This window comes from Streptomyces stoeckheimensis, assembly GCF_045822005.1.
Classification (GTDB): domain Bacteria; phylum Actinomycetota; class Actinomycetes; order Streptomycetales; family Streptomycetaceae; genus Streptomyces; species Streptomyces stoeckheimensis.
The window spans coordinates 6,883,378-6,901,883 of sequence record NZ_CP169550.1 but is presented as its reverse complement, the minus strand read 5'-3'; the positions used below and the strand labels follow the sequence as shown (position 1 = coordinate 6,901,883).

Here is an 18,506-nt window from a genome sequence, read left to right as displayed (position 1 = left end):
TCAGCTCCTGTTTTCGTGCGGACGGGGGCCTTCGGTCGCGTCCAGCGCGGTCAGCGCGGAGCGCAGCCCCCTGTGCACATCCTCGTACACCTCGACGTGTCCGTCCGCCGGGAGGTGGTCCACGTCCGCCAGCCGCTCCAGCGCGGCGTCCGCCCCGGCGTGCCCGGTGGGGGTGCGTACGAGGCCCAGCGCGACCGGCCCGGCGGGCGCGGCCGGGGCTTCGTCCGGTTCCTGGGCCCCGGCGGGCACTTCTTCGTTCATGCCCCCGACGCTACCGCGTAGGGCGCCCACGACGGCGCGCGGCTCTGCGGTACGGTCGGGATCACGATGGCTACGATCGAGGAGTGCCGTGCGGCACTCGACCAACTCTCCGACAACCTGGCGCGGGCCGAAGGCGACGTGCGCGGTGCGACCGCGCTCGACCGCTCGCTGAGCTGCCACATCACCGACCTGGACCGGACCTTCACGGGCCGCCTCGACGGAGGCCGGATCCGCGTGGACGCGGTCGCCCCCGGCCCGCCGTCCGCCAAGGCCGAGATCCGGCTCGCGATGACCGGTGACGACCTGGTCGCCCTGGTCGCCGGCGACCTGAAGTTCCCCAAGGCCTGGGCCTCGGGCCGCATCCGCCTGGAAGCAGGCTTCCGCGACCTGCTGAGACTCAAGAGCCTGCTCTAAATCCAGCCTCGCCGGCGTTTGAGGCGCGGGGTCCGGGGCGGAGCCCCAGGAAGCGGCGCCGCACCCGCTACTCGGCGCGTGCCACCGCCCGAGCGATCCGCGCCGCGGGAATCACCAGCGGCGTCCCCGTCTCCGGGTCCGCAATGACTTGGCACCGCAGCCCGAACACCCGCTCCACCAGCTCCGCCGTGACCACCTCGGCCGGCGGCCCCTCCGCCACGACCTTCCCGTCCCGCATCGCGATCAGGTGGGTCGCGTAGCGGGCCGCATGGTTCAGATCGTGCAGCACGGCGACCAGCGTCCGCCCCCGCTCCTCGTGGAGCTCCGCGCAGAGGTTCAGCACCTCGATCTGGTGCTGGATGTCCAGGTAGGTCGTCGGCTCGTCCAGCAGCAGCAGGGGCGTCTGCTGCGCCAGTGCCATCGCGATCCACACCCGCTGGCGCTGCCCGCCCGACAGCTCGTCCACCGCCCGGTCCGCGAGCTCGGCGACCCCCGTGGAGGCCATCGACTCGTTCACGATGCGCTCGTCGTCCGCCGACCACTGCCGCAGCAGCCCCTGGTGCGGATAGCGGCCGCGCGAGACCAGGTCCGACACGGTGATCCCGTCCGGGGCGATCGAGGACTGCGGCAGCAGACCCAGCGTCTTGGCCACCTTCTTCGCCGGCATCGACCCGATGGCCTGACCGTCCAGCAGCACCCGCCCCACCGTCGGCTTCAGCATCCGCGACAGGGCGCGCAGCAGGGTGGACTTGCCGCAGGCGTTGGGGCCGACGATCACCGTGAAGGAGTGGTCGGGGATCTCCACCGACAGGTTCTCGGCGATGACCCGCTGGTCGTAGCCGAGGGTCACGTTCTCCGCGGTCAGCCGCTGCACTTGCCTGCTCCTCTGGTTGCTCATGCCCTTCTGGTCCCTCTGGTCCCTCTGATCCCCCTGCTCCCTCATATGCGGCCCGCCCTGCGCTCGGTGACGAGCAGCCAGAGCAGGTAGCAGCCGCCGACCAGCCCCGTCACCACCCCCACCGGCAACTGGTCGGCGCCGAAGGCCCGCTGTGAGGCCCAGTCGGACACCAGCAGCAGGAGCGCGCCCATCAGCGCGCCGGTCAGCAGGCTCGCCCCGGGCGAGCGGGTCAGCCGGCGGGCGAGCTGCGGCGCGGCCAGCGCGACGAAACTGATCGGCCCGGCCGCGGCGCTGGCCGCGGTGGTGAGCAGGATCGCCGCCACCATCAGCAGCAGCCGGGTCCGCTCCACCCGCACCCCGACCGCGTACGCCGCGTCGTCGCCCATCTCGATCATCCGCAGGGCCCGGCTCTGGCCGAGGACCAGCGGGAACAGCACCGCGCACGTCGCGAGCAGCGGCCAGACCTGCGCCCAGTCCCGGCCGGCGAGCGAGCCGGTCAGCCACACCATCGCGCGGGTGGCCTCGACGAGCTGCGCCTTCGTCAGCAGGTACTGGATGACGGCGACCAGCATCGCGGAGGCGCCGATGCCGACGAGGACCAACCGGTAGCCGTGGATGCCCTGCTTGTACGCGAGCAGGTACACGGCCAGGCCTGCCACCACCCCGCCCACCAGGGCCCCGACGGCCACCTCGCCGGCGCCGCCGTGGAACAGCACGATGACCAGCAGCGCGCCGACGGCCGAGCCGTAGCCGAAGCCCAGCACGTCCGGGGAGCCGAGCGGGTTGCGCGAGACGGACTGGAAGACGGCGCCGGCCATGCCGAGGGCCGCGCCCACCAGGATGCCGACCAGGACCCGCGGAAGCCGCAGGTCGTTGACGATGAACTCGTGCGCGGGCGTGCCGTTGCCCAGCAGGGTCTGTACGACGTCCCAGGGGGCGATGTCGAAGTCGCCGGTGCCGATGAGCAGGACGGCCGCCGCCAGTACGAGCACCAGGAGCAGCGCCCCGACGCCCAGCGCGCGCCGCTCCAGGCGCAGCGATATCCCGCCGGGCAGGCGCACCGGCCGGGGCCCGGTCCGGCCCCCGCGCGCCGGGCGGGGTGCGTCGGTCACTGTCACAGCTGGGCCATCCTCTTGCGCCGGACGAGGTAGATGAAGACGGGTCCGCCGATCAGCGCGGTGACGATGCCGACCTGGAGTTCGGCGGGCCGGGTGACGACCCGGCCGATGACGTCGGCGCCGAGCAGCAGGACGGGCGAGAGCACCGCCGAGTACCCGAGCACCCAGCGCATGTCCGGGCCGGTGAAGAACCGTACGAGGTGCGGGATCATCAGGCCGACGAACACGATCGGCCCGCAGGCCGCGGTCGCGGCCCCGCACAGCAGGGTGATGGCGATCATCGCGCCGACCCGGGTCCGCGTCAGGTGCGCGCCGAGCGCCCGCGCGGTGTCGTCGCCCATGGCCATGGCGTTGAGCGGCCGGCCCAGGCAGAGCGCGAGGACGGCGCCGACCACCAGGAAGGGCGCCACTTGCCGGACGGTGTCCATGTTCGCGGAGGCCAGCGAGCCCACGGTCCAGAAACGGAGCTTGTCCAGCGCCTTGCTGTCCATCAGCTGCACGGCGTTGATGTATCCGACGAGGGCCGCGGTGGCCGCCGTACCGGCGAGCGCCAGGCGCACGGGCGTGGCGCTGCGGCTGCCGCCGAGCACGTACACGACCACGGAGACGACGGCGGCGCCGAGGAAGGCCCACCACACGAACTCGCTGAGCGAGGACGCCCCGAAGAAGCTGATGGCCGATACGACGGCTGCCGCGGCCCCCGCGTTGACGCCGAGGATGCCCGGCTCCGCCAGCGGGTTGCGGGTCAGGGCCTGCATCACGGCGCCGGACAGTCCGAGGCCGAGGCCGACCAGCACGCCGAGGAGGGTCCGCGGGACCCGCAGGTCCCGTACGACGACGTCGGAGGCCGTCCCGGAGTAGTGGAACAGGCCGTGCCAGACCTCGTGGAGGGGCATCTGCTTGGCGCCGACGGCGACGCTCGCCACCACGACCAGCGCGAGCACGCCGAAGGCGGCGAGCAGACCGGCGGCTCGCGCACCGTGGCGCGAGCGGGTGGCGGCGGCCGGCGCCGCGCTCGGTTCGGGGGGACTCTCGACCAACACGAAAGTTAGGTTAGCCTACCCTCCACCTTGCTCGGCTCCCCCGAACAGCCCTCCGGCCAGGCCTTAAGTCCCTACGGGGCCCAGGAACCAGCCCGCCCGACCCACCGGCCCGCAGCCGGCCCTGACCTGCCAGGACTCCGCGCCTTACAGCCCCAGCCGCGCCAGCGCCTTCCCCGCGTCCAGCCCGCACGAGCCGTCCCCCGCCTGCGTCCAGGCCGCCGCACACAGCGCCCGCAGCCCGTCCATCGCACCGTCGGCGCCCTCCGCACCCTCCGGTCCGGCTTCCTCCCCGCGCAGCTCCAGCACCCCGTCCAGCGCCACCGCGGTCCAACTCCCGCAGCGGAACCCGCCCCCGGCCGCCGCAACCACCTCCGGCTGCCCGGTCAGCAGCCCGCGCAGGTCCCGGTCCACGTACGTCGGCCGGTACTTCGGCTCGGCCCGCAGCAGCTGCGCCCCGTCCGTCACCCCGGTCAGCACCAGCAGCGAGTCCACGTCCCCGTTGAAGGCGCCCTCGATGTCGGTGTCCAGCCGGTCGCCGACCACCAGCGGCCGCTTCGCCCCGGTCCGCAGCACGGTCTCGCGGTGCATGGGGGGCAGCGGCTTGCCGGCCACCTGCGGCTCCGCGCCCGTGGCGATCCGTACGACCTCCACGGCGGCCCCGTTGCCCGGAGCGATCCCCCGCGCCCCGGGAATCGTCAGATCGGTGTTCGAGGCGTACCACGGCACCCCGCGGTTGATCGCGTACGAGGCCTCCGCGAACCGCGACCACTGCAGGTCGGGCCCTCCGTACCCCTGGACCACCGCGGCGAGCCCCGCCTCCTCGGCGGAGTCCACCGGCACCAGCCCGCGTTCGCGCAGCGCGACCCGCAGCCCCTCACCGCCGATCACCAGCACCTTCGACCCGGGCTCCACCTGCTCGGCGATGAGACGGGCCACCGCCTGCGCGGAGGTGATCACCTCGCCGGCCTCCGTCGGGATCCCCAGCTCGCTCAGGTGCTCGGCAACCGCGTCCGGGGTGCGCAGCGCATTGTTCGTCACGTACGCCAGGTGCATCCCGTCGGCCCGAGCCGCGGCGAGCGAGTCCACGGCGTGCGCGATGGCCTCGCCGCCCGCGTACACCACCCCGTCGAGGTCCAGCAGGGCCGTGTCGTACGCCTGGTGCAGACTCCGCTCACTGCCCGCGGGAAGGGTCCTGCTCTGCCGCGTCATGGTGTCGGCTCCTCATGCGATCGATCTTGTCCGGTTTCCGTACTCCCCCGATCATCCCGCATGGCGAGACGCGTCTTACGATTCACCAATGACCACATCTGGCACCGCGGACCACGGACTGCGCCTGATCCCGTTCCATGGCCTGCGCTATGTCCCCGAGCGCGTCGGCAGCTTGGCCGCCGTGACCTCGCCGCCGTACGACGTGGTCGTGCGCCCCGACGGACTCAACCACCTGGAGTCCGCCGACCCCCACAACATCGTCCGCCTGATCCTCCCGCAGGCCGACACCCCCGCCGCCCGCAACGAGCAGGCGGCGCACACGCTGCGCGACTGGCTCGCGGAGGGCATCCTCAGCGCCGATCCGGTGCCCGCGCTCTACGTCTACGAGCAGCGCCGGGGCGAGCTCCTCCAGCGCGGGGTCATCGGGGCCCTGGCGCTCTCCGCCGCCGAAGCCGGGATCGTCCTCCCCCACGAGGACGTCATGCCGCACGTGGTCACCGACCGCGCCGGCCTGATGCGCGCCACATCGGCCAATCTCGAGCCCCTCCTCCTGACCTACCTCGGCGAGGATCCGGCGGTGGGCGCGGCCGCGGTCGTCGAGCGCACCGCCCGTTCCACGCCGCTGTTCTCCACCACCACCGAGGACGGTTTCCAGCACCGGCTGTGGGCCGTCACGGACCCCGCCGACCTGGCGGAGATCACCACCGACCTGGGCGACCGCCAGGCCCTCATCGCCGACGGCCACCACCGCTGGGCGACGTACCTGCGCCTCCAGGAGGAGCACGGCTCCCCCACCCCCTGGGACTTCGGCCTGGTCCTCCTCGTCGACACCGCCCGCTACCCGCTCCAGGTCCGCGCGATCCACCGGCTGCTCCGGCAACTGGCCCCCGCCGACGCCCTGGCCGCCCTCGACGGCCGCTTCCGGGTCCGCACCGTCGACGGCCCGCTGCCGACGGCCATGGCGGCCCTGGCCGAGGCCGCGGAGCTCGGCAACGCCTTCCTGCTCACCGGCGACGGCAGCTTCCACCTGGTCACCGACCCCGAGCCGGCCCTGATCGAGCGCACGGTTCGCGGCGACCGCCCCGAGGCCTGGCGCCGGCTCGACGCCACGGTGCTCCACGCGACCCTGCTGGACACGCTGTGGGCCGTCCCCGACGCCCCCGACCAGATCTCGTACATCCACGACACCGAGGCCACCGTCGAGATGGCGGAGCGCCTCGGGGGCACGGCCGTCCTGCTGCACCCCGTGCGCGAGTCGGTCGTACGGGAACTGGCCCGCCAGGGCGTGACGATGCCCCGCAAGTCCACCTCTTTCGGCCCCAAGCCGGCCACCGGCCTGGTCCTGCGCAGCGTGGACTGACGGACCCCGCAGAACGAAAAAAGGGCGGTACCCCCATCGGGGGTACCGCCCTTCTCAGTTCACTCAGCCGTCGTCGCGGACTCCGGCGTCACGACGCCCGTCGTCCTGACGGTCGTCGTCCTCGTCCTCGTCGACAACGACGATCTCGTCGGTGACGTCGACATCCTCATCGAGGTCGCCTTCGTACTCGTCGTCGTCCTCGTCGTAGTACTCGGCCTGGTCGGAGGCACGCTCGGCCGCCGCGACCTCGGGGTCGTCGTCGTCCTCGTCCTCGTCCTCTTCCTCGACCTCGTCGTCGAACGCCTCCTCGGCATCCAGGTCCGAGTCGTCGTCGACGTCGACGGCGGAGGCGTCGACGAACTCGACACCGTCCAGCTCGGCGAGACGGTCGGAGGCGTCCGTGGCCCCGTCCTTGTCGGCCTCGAGGGTCTTGGCGAACCACTCGCGCGCCTCGTCCTCACGACCGGCCGCCAGCAGGGCGTCGGCGTAGGCGTACCGCAGACGCGCGGTCCACGGCTGCACGGAGTTGGAGGCCAGCTCCGGGCTCTGCAGGGTGACGATGGCCGCGTCGAGCTGGTCCATGTCCCGGCGGGCGCCGGCCGCGACCAGTCGCATCTCGACCTGTCCGGCCTTGTCCAGCTTCTGCACCTCGGGCTCACCGGCCATGGCCAGCGCCCGCTCCGGACGGCCGAGGCCGCGCTCGCAGTCGGCGATGACGGGCCACAGCTCGACCGAACCGGTCATCCGCTTGGCGGCGCGGAACTCCGCGATCGCCTCGGCGTACTTCTGGTTGGCGTACGCGGCGAAGCCGGCGGCCTCGCGCACGGCGGCGACACGCGAGGCCAGACGCAGGGCGATGCGCGAGTACGCGTACGCCTGCTCCGGGTCCTCGTCGATCAGCCGGGCCACCATGACCAGGTTCTTGGAGACTTCCTCGGCCAGCCCCTTGGGCAGGCTCAGCAGCTCCTGGCGAACGTCGGAGTCGATCTCGAAACCGGTGACGTCGTCGTCGATCGGAAGCCGCTTGACCGGGTCCCGGTCCGCACGGAAGTCACGGTCGCCACCCCGGTCGTCACGACCGCGGAACCCACCGCGGTCGCCACCACGGTCGTCGCGACGCGGGTAGGAGGGACGGTCGCCACCGCGGTCGTCACGGCCGCCGCGGAACCCACCGCGGTCGTCATCGCGACGCGGGTAGGACGGGCGGTCGCCGCCGGAGGGGCGGTCGTCACGACGGGGGTACGAGGGACGGTCACCGCGGTCGTTCCCACGGAAGCCACCACCGGTGGGACGGTCACCACGGTCGTCGCGGCGGAAGCCACCACCCGAGGGACGGTCGCCACCGGAGGGACGGTCATCGCGACGGGGGTACGACGGACGGTCGCCGCCACGGTCGTCACGGCCGCCACGGAACCCACCGCGGTCGTCGTCACGACGCGGGTACGAGGGACGGTCGCCCCGGTCGTTGCCACGGAAGCCACCACCGCTGGGACGGTCACCACCACGGTCGTTGCCGCGGAAGCCACCGCCGGAGGGACGGTCGTCACGACGGGGGTACGACGGACGGTCGCCACCAGAGGGACGGTCGTCGCGACGGGGGTAGGAGGGACGGTCGCCGCCACGGTCGTCACGGCCGCCACGGAACCCACCGCGGTCGTCATCACGACGCGGGTAGGACGGGCGGTCGCCGCCGGAGGGGCGGTCGTCACGACGCGGGTACGAGGGACGGTCACCGCGGTCGTTCCCACGGAAGCCACCACCGGAGGGACGGTCACCACGGTCGTCGCGGCGGAAGCCACCACCCGAGGGACGGTCGCCACCACGGTCATCGCGACGCGGGTAGGAGGGACGGTCGCCGCCGCGGTCGTCACGGCCGCCGCGGAACCCACCGCGGTCGTCATCACGACGGGGGAAGGAGGGACGGTCGCCGCCGGAGGGGCGGTCGTCACGACGCGGGTACGAGGGACGGTCACCGCGGTCGTTCCCACGGAAGCCACCACCAGTGGGACGGTCACCACGGTCGTCGCGGCGGAAGCCACCACCCGAGGGACGGTCGCCACCGGAGGGACGGTCATCGCGACGGGGGTACGACGGACGGTCGCCGCCACGGTCGTCGCGACGGGGGAAGGAGGGACGGTCGCCGCCGGAGGGGCGGTCGTCACGACGCGGGTACGAGGGACGGTCACCGCGGTCGTTCCCACGGAAGCCACCACCAGTGGGACGGTCACCACGGTCGTCGCGGCGGAAGCCACCACCGGAGGGACGGTCACCACCACGGTCATCGCGGCGCGGGTACGACGGACGGTCGCCACCACCGGTGGGACGGCCGCCACGGTCGTCACGGCGGAAGCCACCACCGGAGGGACGGTCACCACCACGGTCATCGCGGCGCGGGTACGACGGACGGTCGCCACCGCCGGCCGGACGGCCGCCACGGTCGTCTCGGCGGAAGCCGCCGCCGGAGGGACGGTCGCCACCACCGGTGGGACGGTCATCGCGACGGAACGGCGGACGGTCGCCGCCACGGTCGTCACGGCCCCCGCGGTAGCCGCCCCTGTCACCGCCGTCGTTGCGCCGAGGCTCGCGCTCCGGACGATCGTCGGGAGAGTTGGACATGGGTGTGACTCCTGTCTTCGGGGTACCGCTAGTCATTCTCGCGCAACCAACCCATGGCCGCGCTTCGGCGAAAAGCTCTGGAAAACAAAAAAGACCCCTGCTCCAGCGTTGAACGCTGGACCAGGGGTCCTTTGAAAAATTGTTCGGCGGTGTCCTACTCTCCCACAGGGTCCCCCCTGCAGTACCATCGGCGCTGAAAGGCTTAGCTTCCGGGTTCGGAATGTAACCGGGCGTTTCCCTAACGCTATGACCACCGAAACCCTAATCGGTTTCGAGCGAACAAGCACACTTTGTAGTTATGTTCTAGCTCTAGAAACCAGCAACCGTTCGTTGCTTCAGAACTAACACAGTGGACGCGAGCAACTGAGGACAAGCCCTCGGCCTATTAGTACCAGTCAGCTCCACCCGTTACCGGGCTTCCACATCTGGCCTATCAACCCAGTCGTCTACTGGGAGCCTTACCCTCTCAAGGAGGTGGGAATACTCATCTTGAAGCAGGCTTCCCGCTTAGATGCTTTCAGCGGTTATCCCTCCCGAACGTAGCCAACCAGCCATGCCCTTGGCAGGACAACTGGCACACCAGAGGTTCGTCCGTCCCGGTCCTCTCGTACTAGGGACAGCCCTTCTCAATATTCCTACGCGCACAGCGGATAGGGACCGAACTGTCTCACGACGTTCTAAACCCAGCTCGCGTACCGCTTTAATGGGCGAACAGCCCAACCCTTGGGACCGACTCCAGCCCCAGGATGCGACGAGCCGACATCGAGGTGCCAAACCATCCCGTCGATATGGACTCTTGGGGAAGATCAGCCTGTTATCCCCGGGGTACCTTTTATCCGTTGAGCGACGGCGCTTCCACAAGCCACCGCCGGATCACTAGTCCCGACTTTCGTCCCTGCTCGACCCGTCGGTCTCACAGTCAAGCTCCCTTGTGCACTTACACTCAACACCTGATTGCCAACCAGGCTGAGGGAACCTTTGGGCGCCTCCGTTACTTTTTGGGAGGCAACCGCCCCAGTTAAACTACCCATCAGACACTGTCCCTGATCCGGATCACGGACCGAGGTTAGACATCCAGCACGACCAGAGTGGTATTTCAACGACGACTCCACAACCACTGGCGTGGCCGCTTCAAAGTCTCCCACCTATCCTACACAAGCCGAACCGAACACCAATATCAAACTATAGTAAAGGTCCCGGGGTCTTTCCGTCCTGCTGCGCGAAACGAGCATCTTTACTCGTAGTGCAATTTCACCGGGCCTATGGTTGAGACAGTCGAGAAGTCGTTACGCCATTCGTGCAGGTCGGAACTTACCCGACAAGGAATTTCGCTACCTTAGGATGGTTATAGTTACCACCGCCGTTTACTGGCGCTTAAGTTCTCAGCTTCGCCACACCGAAATGTGACTAACCGGTCCCCTTAACGTTCCAGCACCGGGCAGGCGTCAGTCCGTATACATCGCCTTACGGCTTCGCACGGACCTGTGTTTTTAGTAAACAGTCGCTTCTCGCTGGTCTCTGCGGCCACCCCCAGCTCACGGAGTAAATCCGATCACCAGGACTGGCCCCCCTTCTCCCGAAGTTACGGGGGCATTTTGCCGAGTTCCTTAACCATAGTTCACCCGAACGCCTCGGTATTCTCTACCTGACCACCTGAGTCGGTTTAGGGTACGGGCCGCCATGAAACTCGCTAGAGGCTTTTCTCGACAGCATAGGATCATCCACTTCACCACAATCGGCTCGGCATCAGGTCTCAGCCTTATATGAGGGACGGATTTGCCTACCCCTCGGCCTACACCCTTACCCCGGGACTACCACCGCCCGGGCTGGACTACCTTCCTGCGTCACCCCATCGCTTACCTACTACAAGTCTGGTTCGCCGGCTCCACCACTTTCCTTTCCCCGAAGGGTCCGGAACGGCTTCACGGGCTTAGCATCGCCTGATTCGATATTGGGCGTTTCAAAGCGGGTACCGGAATATCAACCGGTTGTCCATCGACTACGCCTGTCGGCCTCGCCTTAGGTCCCGACTTACCCTGGGCAGATCAGCTTGACCCAGGAACCCTTAGTCAATCGGCGCACACGTTTCTCACGTGTGTATCGCTACTCATGCCTGCATTCTCACTCGTGAACCGTCCACAACTAGCTTCCGCTGCTGCTTCACCCGGCACACGACGCTCCCCTACCCATCACAGCAGGCGTTGGCCCTATTGCTGCAATGACACGACTTCGGCGGTACGCTTGAGCCCCGCTACATTGTCGGCGCGGAATCACTTGACCAGTGAGCTATTACGCACTCTTTCAAGGGTGGCTGCTTCTAAGCCAACCTCCTGGTTGTCTCTGCGACTCCACATCCTTTCCCACTTAGCGTACGCTTAGGGGCCTTAGTCGATGCTCTGGGCTGTTTCCCTCTCGACCATGGAGCTTATCCCCCACAGTCTCACTGCCACGCTCTCACTTACCGGCATTCGGAGTTTGGCTAAGGTCAGTAACCCGGTAGGGCCCATCGCCTATCCAGTGCTCTACCTCCGGCAAGAAACACGTGACGCTGCACCTAAATGCATTTCGGGGAGAACCAGCTATCACGGAGTTTGATTGGCCTTTCACCCCTAACCACAGGTCATCCCCCAGGTTTTCAACCCTGGTGGGTTCGGTCCTCCACGAAGTCTTACCTCCGCTTCAACCTGCCCATGGCTAGATCACTCCGCTTCGGGTCTAGAGCGTGCAACTCAATCGCCCTATTCGGACTCGCTTTCGCTACGGCTTCCCCACACGGGTTAACCTCGCTACACACCGCTAACTCGCAGGCTCATTCTTCAAAAGGCACGCAGTCACGACTGTATGTGCAAGCACATACAGCGACGCTCCCACGGCTTGTAGGCACACGGTTTCAGGTACTATTTCACTCCGCTCCCGCGGTACTTTTCACCATTCCCTCACGGTACTATCCGCTATCGGTCACCAGGGAATATTTAGGCTTAGCGGGTGGTCCCGCCAGATTCACACGGGATTTCTCGGGCCCCGTGCTACTTGGGAGATTCTTAAGCAAGCCGCTGATGTTTCGTCTACGGGGGTCTTACCCTCTACGCCGGACCTTTCGCATGTCCTTCGACTACATCAACGGTTTCTGACTCGCCGACCGGCCGGCAGACCGATCAAAAGAATTCCCACAACCCCGCATGCGCAACCCCTGCCGGGTATCACACGCATACGGTTTGGCCTCATCCGGTTTCGCTCGCCACTACTCCCGGAATCACGGTTGTTTTCTCTTCCTGCGGGTACTGAGATGTTTCACTTCCCCGCGTTCCCTCCACACTGCCTATGTGTTCAGCAGTGGGTGACAGCCCATGACGACTGCCGGGTTTCCCCATTCGGACACCCCCGGATCAAAGCTCAGTTGGCAGCTCCCCGGGGCCTATCGCGGCCTCTCACGTCCTTCATCGGTTCCTGGTGCCAAGGCATCCACCGTGCGCCCTTAAAAACTTGGCCTACAGATGCTCGCGTCCACTGTGTAGTTCTCAAGCAACGACCAGCCACCCATCACCCCACCAGACAAGCTGGCGAGTTCACTGGGGCCGGCATCGCGAAGATAAAGCCTTACGGCCGTACCCTCAGATACCCAACAACGTGCCAAGCACGATCCCCGCCACTCAAACCGTTTTCCACGCCGAAGCAGTACTCACAGAAGGTTTTGGAAACCGTGCCAACTAATCAACGTTCCACCCTGAGCTGACCGTGCAGAACGTTTGTCTGCAATCGGTACTGTGCTCCTTAGAAAGGAGGTGATCCAGCCGCACCTTCCGGTACGGCTACCTTGTTACGACTTCGTCCCAATCGCCAGTCCCACCTTCGACAGCTCCCTCCCTTACGGGTTGGGCCACCGGCTTCGGGTGTTACCGACTTTCGTGACGTGACGGGCGGTGTGTACAAGGCCCGGGAACGTATTCACCGCAGCAATGCTGATCTGCGATTACTAGCAACTCCGACTTCATGGGGTCGAGTTGCAGACCCCAATCCGAACTGAGACCGGCTTTTTGAGATTCGCTCCACCTCACGGTATCGCAGCTCATTGTACCGGCCATTGTAGCACGTGTGCAGCCCAAGACATAAGGGGCATGATGACTTGACGTCGTCCCCACCTTCCTCCGAGTTGACCCCGGCGGTCTCCTGTGAGTCCCCATCACCCCGAAGGGCATGCTGGCAACACAGGACAAGGGTTGCGCTCGTTGCGGGACTTAACCCAACATCTCACGACACGAGCTGACGACAGCCATGCACCACCTGTATACCGACCACAAGGGGGGCACTATCTCTAATGCTTTCCGGTATATGTCAAGCCTTGGTAAGGTTCTTCGCGTTGCGTCGAATTAAGCCACATGCTCCGCTGCTTGTGCGGGCCCCCGTCAATTCCTTTGAGTTTTAGCCTTGCGGCCGTACTCCCCAGGCGGGGAACTTAATGCGTTAGCTGCGGCACCGACGACGTGGAATGTCGCCAACACCTAGTTCCCAACGTTTACGGCGTGGACTACCAGGGTATCTAATCCTGTTCGCTCCCCACGCTTTCGCTCCTCAGCGTCAGTAATGGCCCAGAGATCCGCCTTCGCCACCGGTGTTCCTCCTGATATCTGCGCATTTCACCGCTACACCAGGAATTCCGATCTCCCCTACCACACTCTAGCTAGCCCGTATCGAATGCAGACCCGAGGTTAAGCCTCGGGCTTTCACATCCGACGTGACAAGCCGCCTACGAGCTCTTTACGCCCAATAATTCCGGACAACGCTTGCGCCCTACGTATTACCGCGGCTGCTGGCACGTAGTTAGCCGGCGCTTCTTCTGCAGGTACCGTCACTTTCGCTTCTTCCCTGCTGAAAGAGGTTTACAACCCGAAGGCCGTCATCCCTCACGCGGCGTCGCTGCATCAGGCTTTCGCCCATTGTGCAATATTCCCCACTGCTGCCTCCCGTAGGAGTCTGGGCCGTGTCTCAGTCCCAGTGTGGCCGGTCGCCCTCTCAGGCCGGCTACCCGTCGTCGCCTTGGTGGGCCATTACCCCACCAACAAGCTGATAGGCCGCGGGCTCATCCTTCACCGCCGGAGCTTTTAACCCCCGCCCATGCAGGCAGGAGTGTTATCCGGTATTAGACCCCGTTTCCAGGGCTTGTCCCAGAGTGAAGGGCAGATTGCCCACGTGTTACTCACCCGTTCGCCACTAATCCACCCCGAAGGGCTTCATCGTTCGACTTGCATGTGTTAAGCACGCCGCCAGCGTTCGTCCTGAGCCAGGATCAAACTCTCCATGAATGTTTACCCGTAATCGGGTGCACACGCACTTAGAGCGGGACAGTCATGTCGGAATAAGACCGACCGTCCACTGCGTCCTCGCTGTGTAATTGCCTGCAAGCACCACAGCCGAAGCTGCGACCTCACAGGTCTTTTTCAAAGGAACCTCATCCACCGAAATGGACGGGGTATCAACTTTTTGGCGTTGATTTTTGGCACGCTGTTGAGTTCTCAAGGAACGGACGCTTCTTTTGTTCCTGTTTCCAGGCCCTCCGGGCGCTTCCTTCGTTTCCAACTCTACCAGATCATTTCCGTTGTCGTTTCCGACTCTGGATTTGAATTTGGTGACCGTTGGGGGTCTTTGCCTTTCGGCGCTCCACCACATTAGCGCTTATCCCGTGCGGCTCATAATCGGCCGTTCGGAATCGAATTCGGACATGCCGAATAAGACCCCGCCAGGGGTAAGTCGTGGGTAGTGGGTTGGCCGCTCTGGGGGTCTGCTGATAGCAGTGCCCCGTTCAAGCGGCTCGGGCTACGTTAGGCGTCCGCCGGTGCCGAGTCAAGTTGAGCGGCGGCGTGGCGCGTGGGCTCGGTACGGGCTCACCGTCAGGTCGTGGGTGATCCAGTAGCGGTACGGGTGGGCCGCGCCGGCGCCGCCCACTCCGGTGCGGGGTCCGTGGCTTCGCAGGTCCGGCGCCACGGGGGTGCCGGTCAGCAGGGACAAGGGGGAATCCGTACCGCTGCAGAGGTCCGCACCGTCCAGGGAGCGGTCCACGGCCAGGGCGGTGGCCAGGCGGGCCGGACCCTTGGCCAGTTCCCGGTCGTTTCTGGCTGAAACCCGGCGTTTGCGGGCCAGCTCCGCGCCCACGGTGACCTCCCCCGCCCGGAGCAGGACACCGCTCGCGTGGCCCGGCGGGCCGCAGACCAGGTTGAGGCTGAACCACATGCCGTAGATGAAGTAGACGTACGCGTGTCCGGGTGGACCGAACATCGACGCGTTGCGCGCCGTGCGGCCGCGGTAGGCGTGGGAGCCCGGATCGGCTTCTCCCTCGTACGCCTCGACCTCCGTGATGCGCAGTTCCATGGGGCCGTCCGGGGTGCGGCGGACCAGGGTGCGGCCGAGCAGGTCCGGGGCCACGGTGAGGACCGGGCGGTCGAAGAAGGACCGGGGCAGGGGCGTACGGTCGGGGCGCGCGCTCATCCGGTCGAGCGTAGTGGACTGGGTACTCCTGCAACCGGGGCCTAAGGTTCCGCGTTTGTAGGGGTAGTACCGCGCGGAGTCGCGCGCGTCTTGCCGAGCAGGACTTTTTCGAGCACGTCGTAGTCGTATAGGGGAGTCAGAGCATGGGGTTCAGGAAGCTGTTCGCGAGCCTGGGTGCCGGTGGTGCTTCGGTCGACACCGTCATCACCGAGCCGAACGTCGTGCCGGGCGGGATCGTCCAGGGCGAGGTCCGGATCCAGGGCGGATCCGTGGAGCAGCAGATCGAGGGGCTGTCCGTCGGGCTCCAGGCGCGGGTGGAGGTGGAGGGCAACGACCAGGAGTACAAGCAGGACGTGGTCTTCACCAAGCAGCGTCTCGGTGGTGCCTTCCAGGTGCAGGCGGGCGCCCTGCACGTGGTGCCGTTCGGGCTGGAGATCCCCTGGGAGACGCCGATCACCCACTTCGGCGGGCGTCAGCTGCACGGGATGAACATCGGGGTCAGCACGGAGCTGGAGATCGCGCGCGCGGTGGACGCCGGCGACCTCGACGCGATCAACGTGCACCCGGTGCCGGCGCAGCAGGCGATCCTCGACGCCTTCGCCCAGCTGGGCTTCACCTTCCGCAGCGCGGACATGGAGCGCGGGCACATCCGGGGGACGCGGCAGACGCTGCCCTTCTACCAGGAGATCGAGTTCCTGCCGCCGTCGCAGTACCGGGGGCTGAACCAGGTCGAGCTGACCTTCGTCTCCGACGGGCGCGAGATGGACGTCGTCCTGGAGATGGACAAGAAGCCGGGCCTGTTCAGCGAGGGCAGCGATACCTTCCGCTGCTTCCAGGTGGGGCTGCAGTCCTACCAGGGCACCGACTGGGCGGCCTACCTGAACCAGTGGATCTCGTCGGTGGGTTCGCAGCGCAACTGGTTCTGAGCCGATCTAGGCTCGGTGCCGGTGCCGTCCAGGTGCCGGCACCGGTCAGCGTCGACTCGATCCAGCAGGAGGTTCCGCAGTGGCCGAGCAGAGCAGGGCGCCGCTCCCCCACGATTTCCATCCGGCGGTGCACGCGTTCACCGTGAGCAGTGCGGACCTGGAGCCCGGGGCCGATCTGGGGTCCGCCCAGGTGCTGTCCGGTGGGAACGTATCGCCGCACTTGCGGTGGGAGGGGTTCCCGGAGGAGACGAAGAGCTTCGCCGTGACCTGCTTCGACCCGGATGCCCCGACGGGCAGCGGGTTCTGGCACTGGGTGCTGTTCGATCTGCCGGTCTCGGTCACCGAGCTGCCGGCCGGGGCGGGCAGCGGGAATTTCGCGGGGCTGCCCGCCGGGGCCGTGCACGTGCGCAACGACTACGGCACCCGGGACTTCGGCGGTGCGGCTCCCCCGGCCGGGGAGCGGCACCGTTACGTGTTCACCGTGTACGCGGTGGACCAGGAGAAGCTCGGTCCCGGTGCGGACGTGTCGCCGGCCGTCGTCGGCTTCAATCTGCGGTTCCACGCGCTGGGGCGTGCGCAGCTCGTCGGTGAGTACGAGGCTCCCGCGGGCTGAGCGTTTCCGCCCTTCGTTCGCCGAGCGTTTGCCCGGTCCTGGTCTAAAGACGGCCAGGACCGGGCATTTTTATTGCGTTGTCCCGCGTGGCGCGCGCGACCAGAGTGGTTGCGGGCCTTGCCGCCAGGGTGGTCGCGGGCCTGCACACGGGAGGTGGGCGAGATGCGGGACACGCTGGTGCTGAACGCGAGCTTCGAGCCGCTGTCGACGGTGACGATGAACCGGGCCGTGGTCCTGGTGCTCCAGGACAAGGCCGTGGTCGAACAGGCGCATCCCGAGTTCCGTGTGCGCGCGGCCACGATGGAGCTTCCGTTGCCGCGGGTGATCAGACTCTGCAGGTACGTCCGGGTGCCCTTCCGGAGACATGCTCCCTGGTCACGGAGGGGGGTGTTGATCCGGGACCAACACCGGTGCGCCTACTGCGGGAAGCGCGCGACGACCGTGGACCACGTACTTCCGCGGGCTCAGGGTGGTGGGGACACCTGGCTGAACACGGTGGCCTCCTGCTCCGAGGACAACCACCGCAAGGCGGCCCGGACTCCGGAGGAGGCGGGGATGCCGCTCCTCCGGAAGCCCTTCGTTCCCTCGCCGGCCGACGCCATGCTGCTCGCGCTGGGGGTGGGCGGGCGGGAGGCGCTGCCGGAGTGGCTGGAGCGTTCCGCGTAGGGCTGCCCGTGATCGCGTAGGGCGGGATCGTCCCGTCGAGTAGACGGCTGCGCTGGGCGACGTACGTTTTCTACGTCGCTCAGCGGAGCAGCAGCTGGCCGATCGCGATGATCCCGACGGTCACGATGACGGCGCGCAGGGCGGTGGGCGGCAGTCGGCGGCCGACTTTGGCGCCGAGCTGGCCGCCGATGGTGGAGCCGACGGCGATGAGCAGGACGGCCGTCCAGTCGAACTCCGCGACGAAGAGGAAGAAGACGGCCGCGATGCCGTTCACCATCGCCGCGACGACGTTCTTCACCGCGTTGATCCGCTGGAGGTCCTCGCGGAGCAGCAGGCCCATCAGGCCGAGGTAGAGCACGCCCTGGGCGGCTCCGAAGTAGCCCCCGTACGCGCTGGAGAGCAGCATGCCCGACAGCAGCAGCGGGCCGCCGTCGGGGTGGCCGGTGTCGCCGCCCGCGGCCTCCTGGCGCCTGCGCAGGGCGGCTGCGAGCCGGGGCTGGAAGACGACGAGCACGAGGGCCAGGCCGATCAGGACGGGCACGATCGTGTCGAAGGAGTCCGACGGCAGGGTGAGGAGCAGGATCGCGCCGGCCAGTCCGCCTACGAGGGAGACGGCGCCGAGGCGCATGATGCGGGCGCGCTGGCCCTGGAGCTCCTTGCGGTAGCCGATGGCTCCGCTGATCGAACCCGGCACGAGGCCCAGGGTGTTGGAGACGTTGGCCGTGACCGGCGGCAGGCCGGTGGCCAGCAGCACCGGGAAGGTGATCAGGGTGCCGGAACCGACGATGGTGTTGATGGTGCCGGCGCCGATGCCGGCCGCGAAGACCGCGAGTGATTCCCAGATGGACATGGGCGGGGTCGTCCCCTTTGCATGAGTGAGTCGCCTCCCCGCCGTGAAGGTC

General features: G+C 67.3%; 13 protein-coding genes, 3 rRNA genes and 1 pseudogene. 5 read left to right on the top strand and 12 right to left on the bottom strand.

All coding sequences use genetic code 11. The annotated features are described in order from the left end of the window. Positions 1-261: a hypothetical protein gene (locus tag ACE1OC_RS31285; RefSeq protein ID WP_274552580.1), complete on the bottom strand. Its 261-nt coding sequence runs from the start codon at positions 259-261 to the stop codon at positions 1-3. 66 nt (positions 262-327) lie between these two features. Here ACE1OC_RS31285 and ACE1OC_RS31280 point away from each other — a divergent pair, with 66 nt between their 5' ends. Beyond that, positions 328-675 carry an SCP2 sterol-binding domain-containing protein gene (locus ACE1OC_RS31280; RefSeq protein ID WP_274552579.1) on the top strand — a complete coding sequence of 116 codons (348 nt, stop codon included), beginning with the start codon at positions 328-330 and terminating at the stop codon, positions 673-675. A 67-nt stretch (positions 676-742) separates the two neighbouring features. Here the strand turns inward: ACE1OC_RS31280 and ACE1OC_RS31275 are convergent, their stop codons facing one another. From ACE1OC_RS31275 to ACE1OC_RS31260, 4 genes are all read right to left on the bottom strand, one after another. Then, positions 743-1,573: an ABC transporter ATP-binding protein gene (locus ACE1OC_RS31275; RefSeq protein WP_407839812.1), complete on the bottom strand. Its 831-nt coding sequence runs from the start codon at positions 1,571-1,573 to the stop codon at positions 743-745. A 41-nt stretch (positions 1,574-1,614) separates the two neighbouring features. Beyond that, positions 1,615-2,691: a FecCD family ABC transporter permease gene (locus tag ACE1OC_RS31270; RefSeq protein ID WP_407839811.1), complete on the bottom strand. Its 1,077-nt coding sequence runs from the start codon at positions 2,689-2,691 to the stop codon at positions 1,615-1,617. Further along, positions 2,688-3,731, bottom strand: a complete 1,044-nt coding sequence (locus ACE1OC_RS31265; RefSeq protein ID WP_407841732.1) for a FecCD family ABC transporter permease — start codon at positions 3,729-3,731, stop codon at positions 2,688-2,690. The genes ACE1OC_RS31270 and ACE1OC_RS31265 overlap by 4 nt, the downstream gene beginning before the upstream one ends. 147 nt (positions 3,732-3,878) lie before the next feature. Beyond that, the gene (locus tag ACE1OC_RS31260) at positions 3,879-4,943 is read right to left on the bottom strand and encodes an HAD-IIA family hydrolase (protein ID WP_407839810.1); all 1,065 of its coding nucleotides are present in this window, start codon (positions 4,941-4,943) and stop codon (positions 3,879-3,881) included. Between the two features lie 88 nt (positions 4,944-5,031). On the opposite strand from ACE1OC_RS31260, the gene ACE1OC_RS31255 reads away from it, so the two are divergent. Continuing rightward, positions 5,032-6,303 (top strand): DUF1015 family protein, encoded by a 1,272-nt coding sequence (locus ACE1OC_RS31255; protein ID WP_407839809.1) that lies wholly within the window; start codon positions 5,032-5,034, stop codon positions 6,301-6,303. Positions 6,304-6,366: 63 nt separating this feature from the next. Here ACE1OC_RS31255 and ACE1OC_RS31250 read toward each other — a convergent pair whose 3' ends face one another. From ACE1OC_RS31250 to ACE1OC_RS31225, 6 genes and pseudogenes are all read right to left on the bottom strand, one after another. After that, on the bottom strand, positions 6,367-7,263 hold the full coding sequence (locus ACE1OC_RS31250; RefSeq protein WP_407841731.1) for a hypothetical protein: 897 nt from the start codon (positions 7,261-7,263) through the stop codon (positions 6,367-6,369). A 774-nt stretch (positions 7,264-8,037) separates the two neighbouring features. Then, positions 8,038-8,754 (bottom strand): annotated as a pseudogene (locus ACE1OC_RS31245) (hypothetical protein); the annotation flags it as partial. 306 nt (positions 8,755-9,060) lie between these two features. Beyond that, a 5S ribosomal RNA gene (rrf, locus tag ACE1OC_RS31240) occupies positions 9,061-9,177 on the bottom strand. Positions 9,178-9,284: 107 nt separating this feature from the next. Further along, a 23S ribosomal RNA gene (locus ACE1OC_RS31235) occupies positions 9,285-12,408 on the bottom strand. A gap of 286 nt (positions 12,409-12,694) precedes the next feature. Continuing rightward, positions 12,695-14,219: ribosomal RNA gene (locus tag ACE1OC_RS31230) — 16S ribosomal RNA — on the bottom strand. Together the 16S, 23S and 5S rRNA genes form the textbook arrangement of a ribosomal RNA operon. A 538-nt stretch (positions 14,220-14,757) precedes the next feature. Then, positions 14,758-15,399 carry a DNA-3-methyladenine glycosylase gene (locus ACE1OC_RS31225; RefSeq protein ID WP_407839808.1) on the bottom strand — a complete coding sequence of 214 codons (642 nt, stop codon included), beginning with the start codon at positions 15,397-15,399 and terminating at the stop codon, positions 14,758-14,760. A gap of 143 nt (positions 15,400-15,542) precedes the next feature. Here ACE1OC_RS31225 and ACE1OC_RS31220 point away from each other — a divergent pair, with 143 nt between their 5' ends. The 3 genes from ACE1OC_RS31220 to ACE1OC_RS31210 all read left to right on the top strand — a co-directional run bounded on the left by ACE1OC_RS31220 (position 15,543) and on the right by ACE1OC_RS31210 (position 17,604). Beyond that, positions 15,543-16,325, top strand: a complete 783-nt coding sequence (locus ACE1OC_RS31220) for a sporulation protein (protein WP_250742210.1) — start codon at positions 15,543-15,545, stop codon at positions 16,323-16,325. 79 nt (positions 16,326-16,404) lie between these two features. After that, on the top strand, positions 16,405-16,938 hold the full coding sequence (locus ACE1OC_RS31215) for a YbhB/YbcL family Raf kinase inhibitor-like protein (RefSeq protein WP_407839807.1): 534 nt from the start codon (positions 16,405-16,407) through the stop codon (positions 16,936-16,938). A gap of 162 nt (positions 16,939-17,100) precedes the next feature. Beyond that, positions 17,101-17,604, top strand: coding sequence for an HNH endonuclease (locus tag ACE1OC_RS31210; RefSeq protein WP_254387938.1), 504 nt, complete (start codon positions 17,101-17,103; stop codon positions 17,602-17,604). A gap of 79 nt (positions 17,605-17,683) precedes the next feature. Here ACE1OC_RS31210 and ACE1OC_RS31205 read toward each other — a convergent pair whose 3' ends face one another. Further along, on the bottom strand, positions 17,684-18,454 hold the full coding sequence (locus ACE1OC_RS31205; RefSeq protein WP_407839806.1) for a sulfite exporter TauE/SafE family protein: 771 nt from the start codon (positions 18,452-18,454) through the stop codon (positions 17,684-17,686). Positions 18,455-18,506 lie beyond the last annotated feature (52 nt).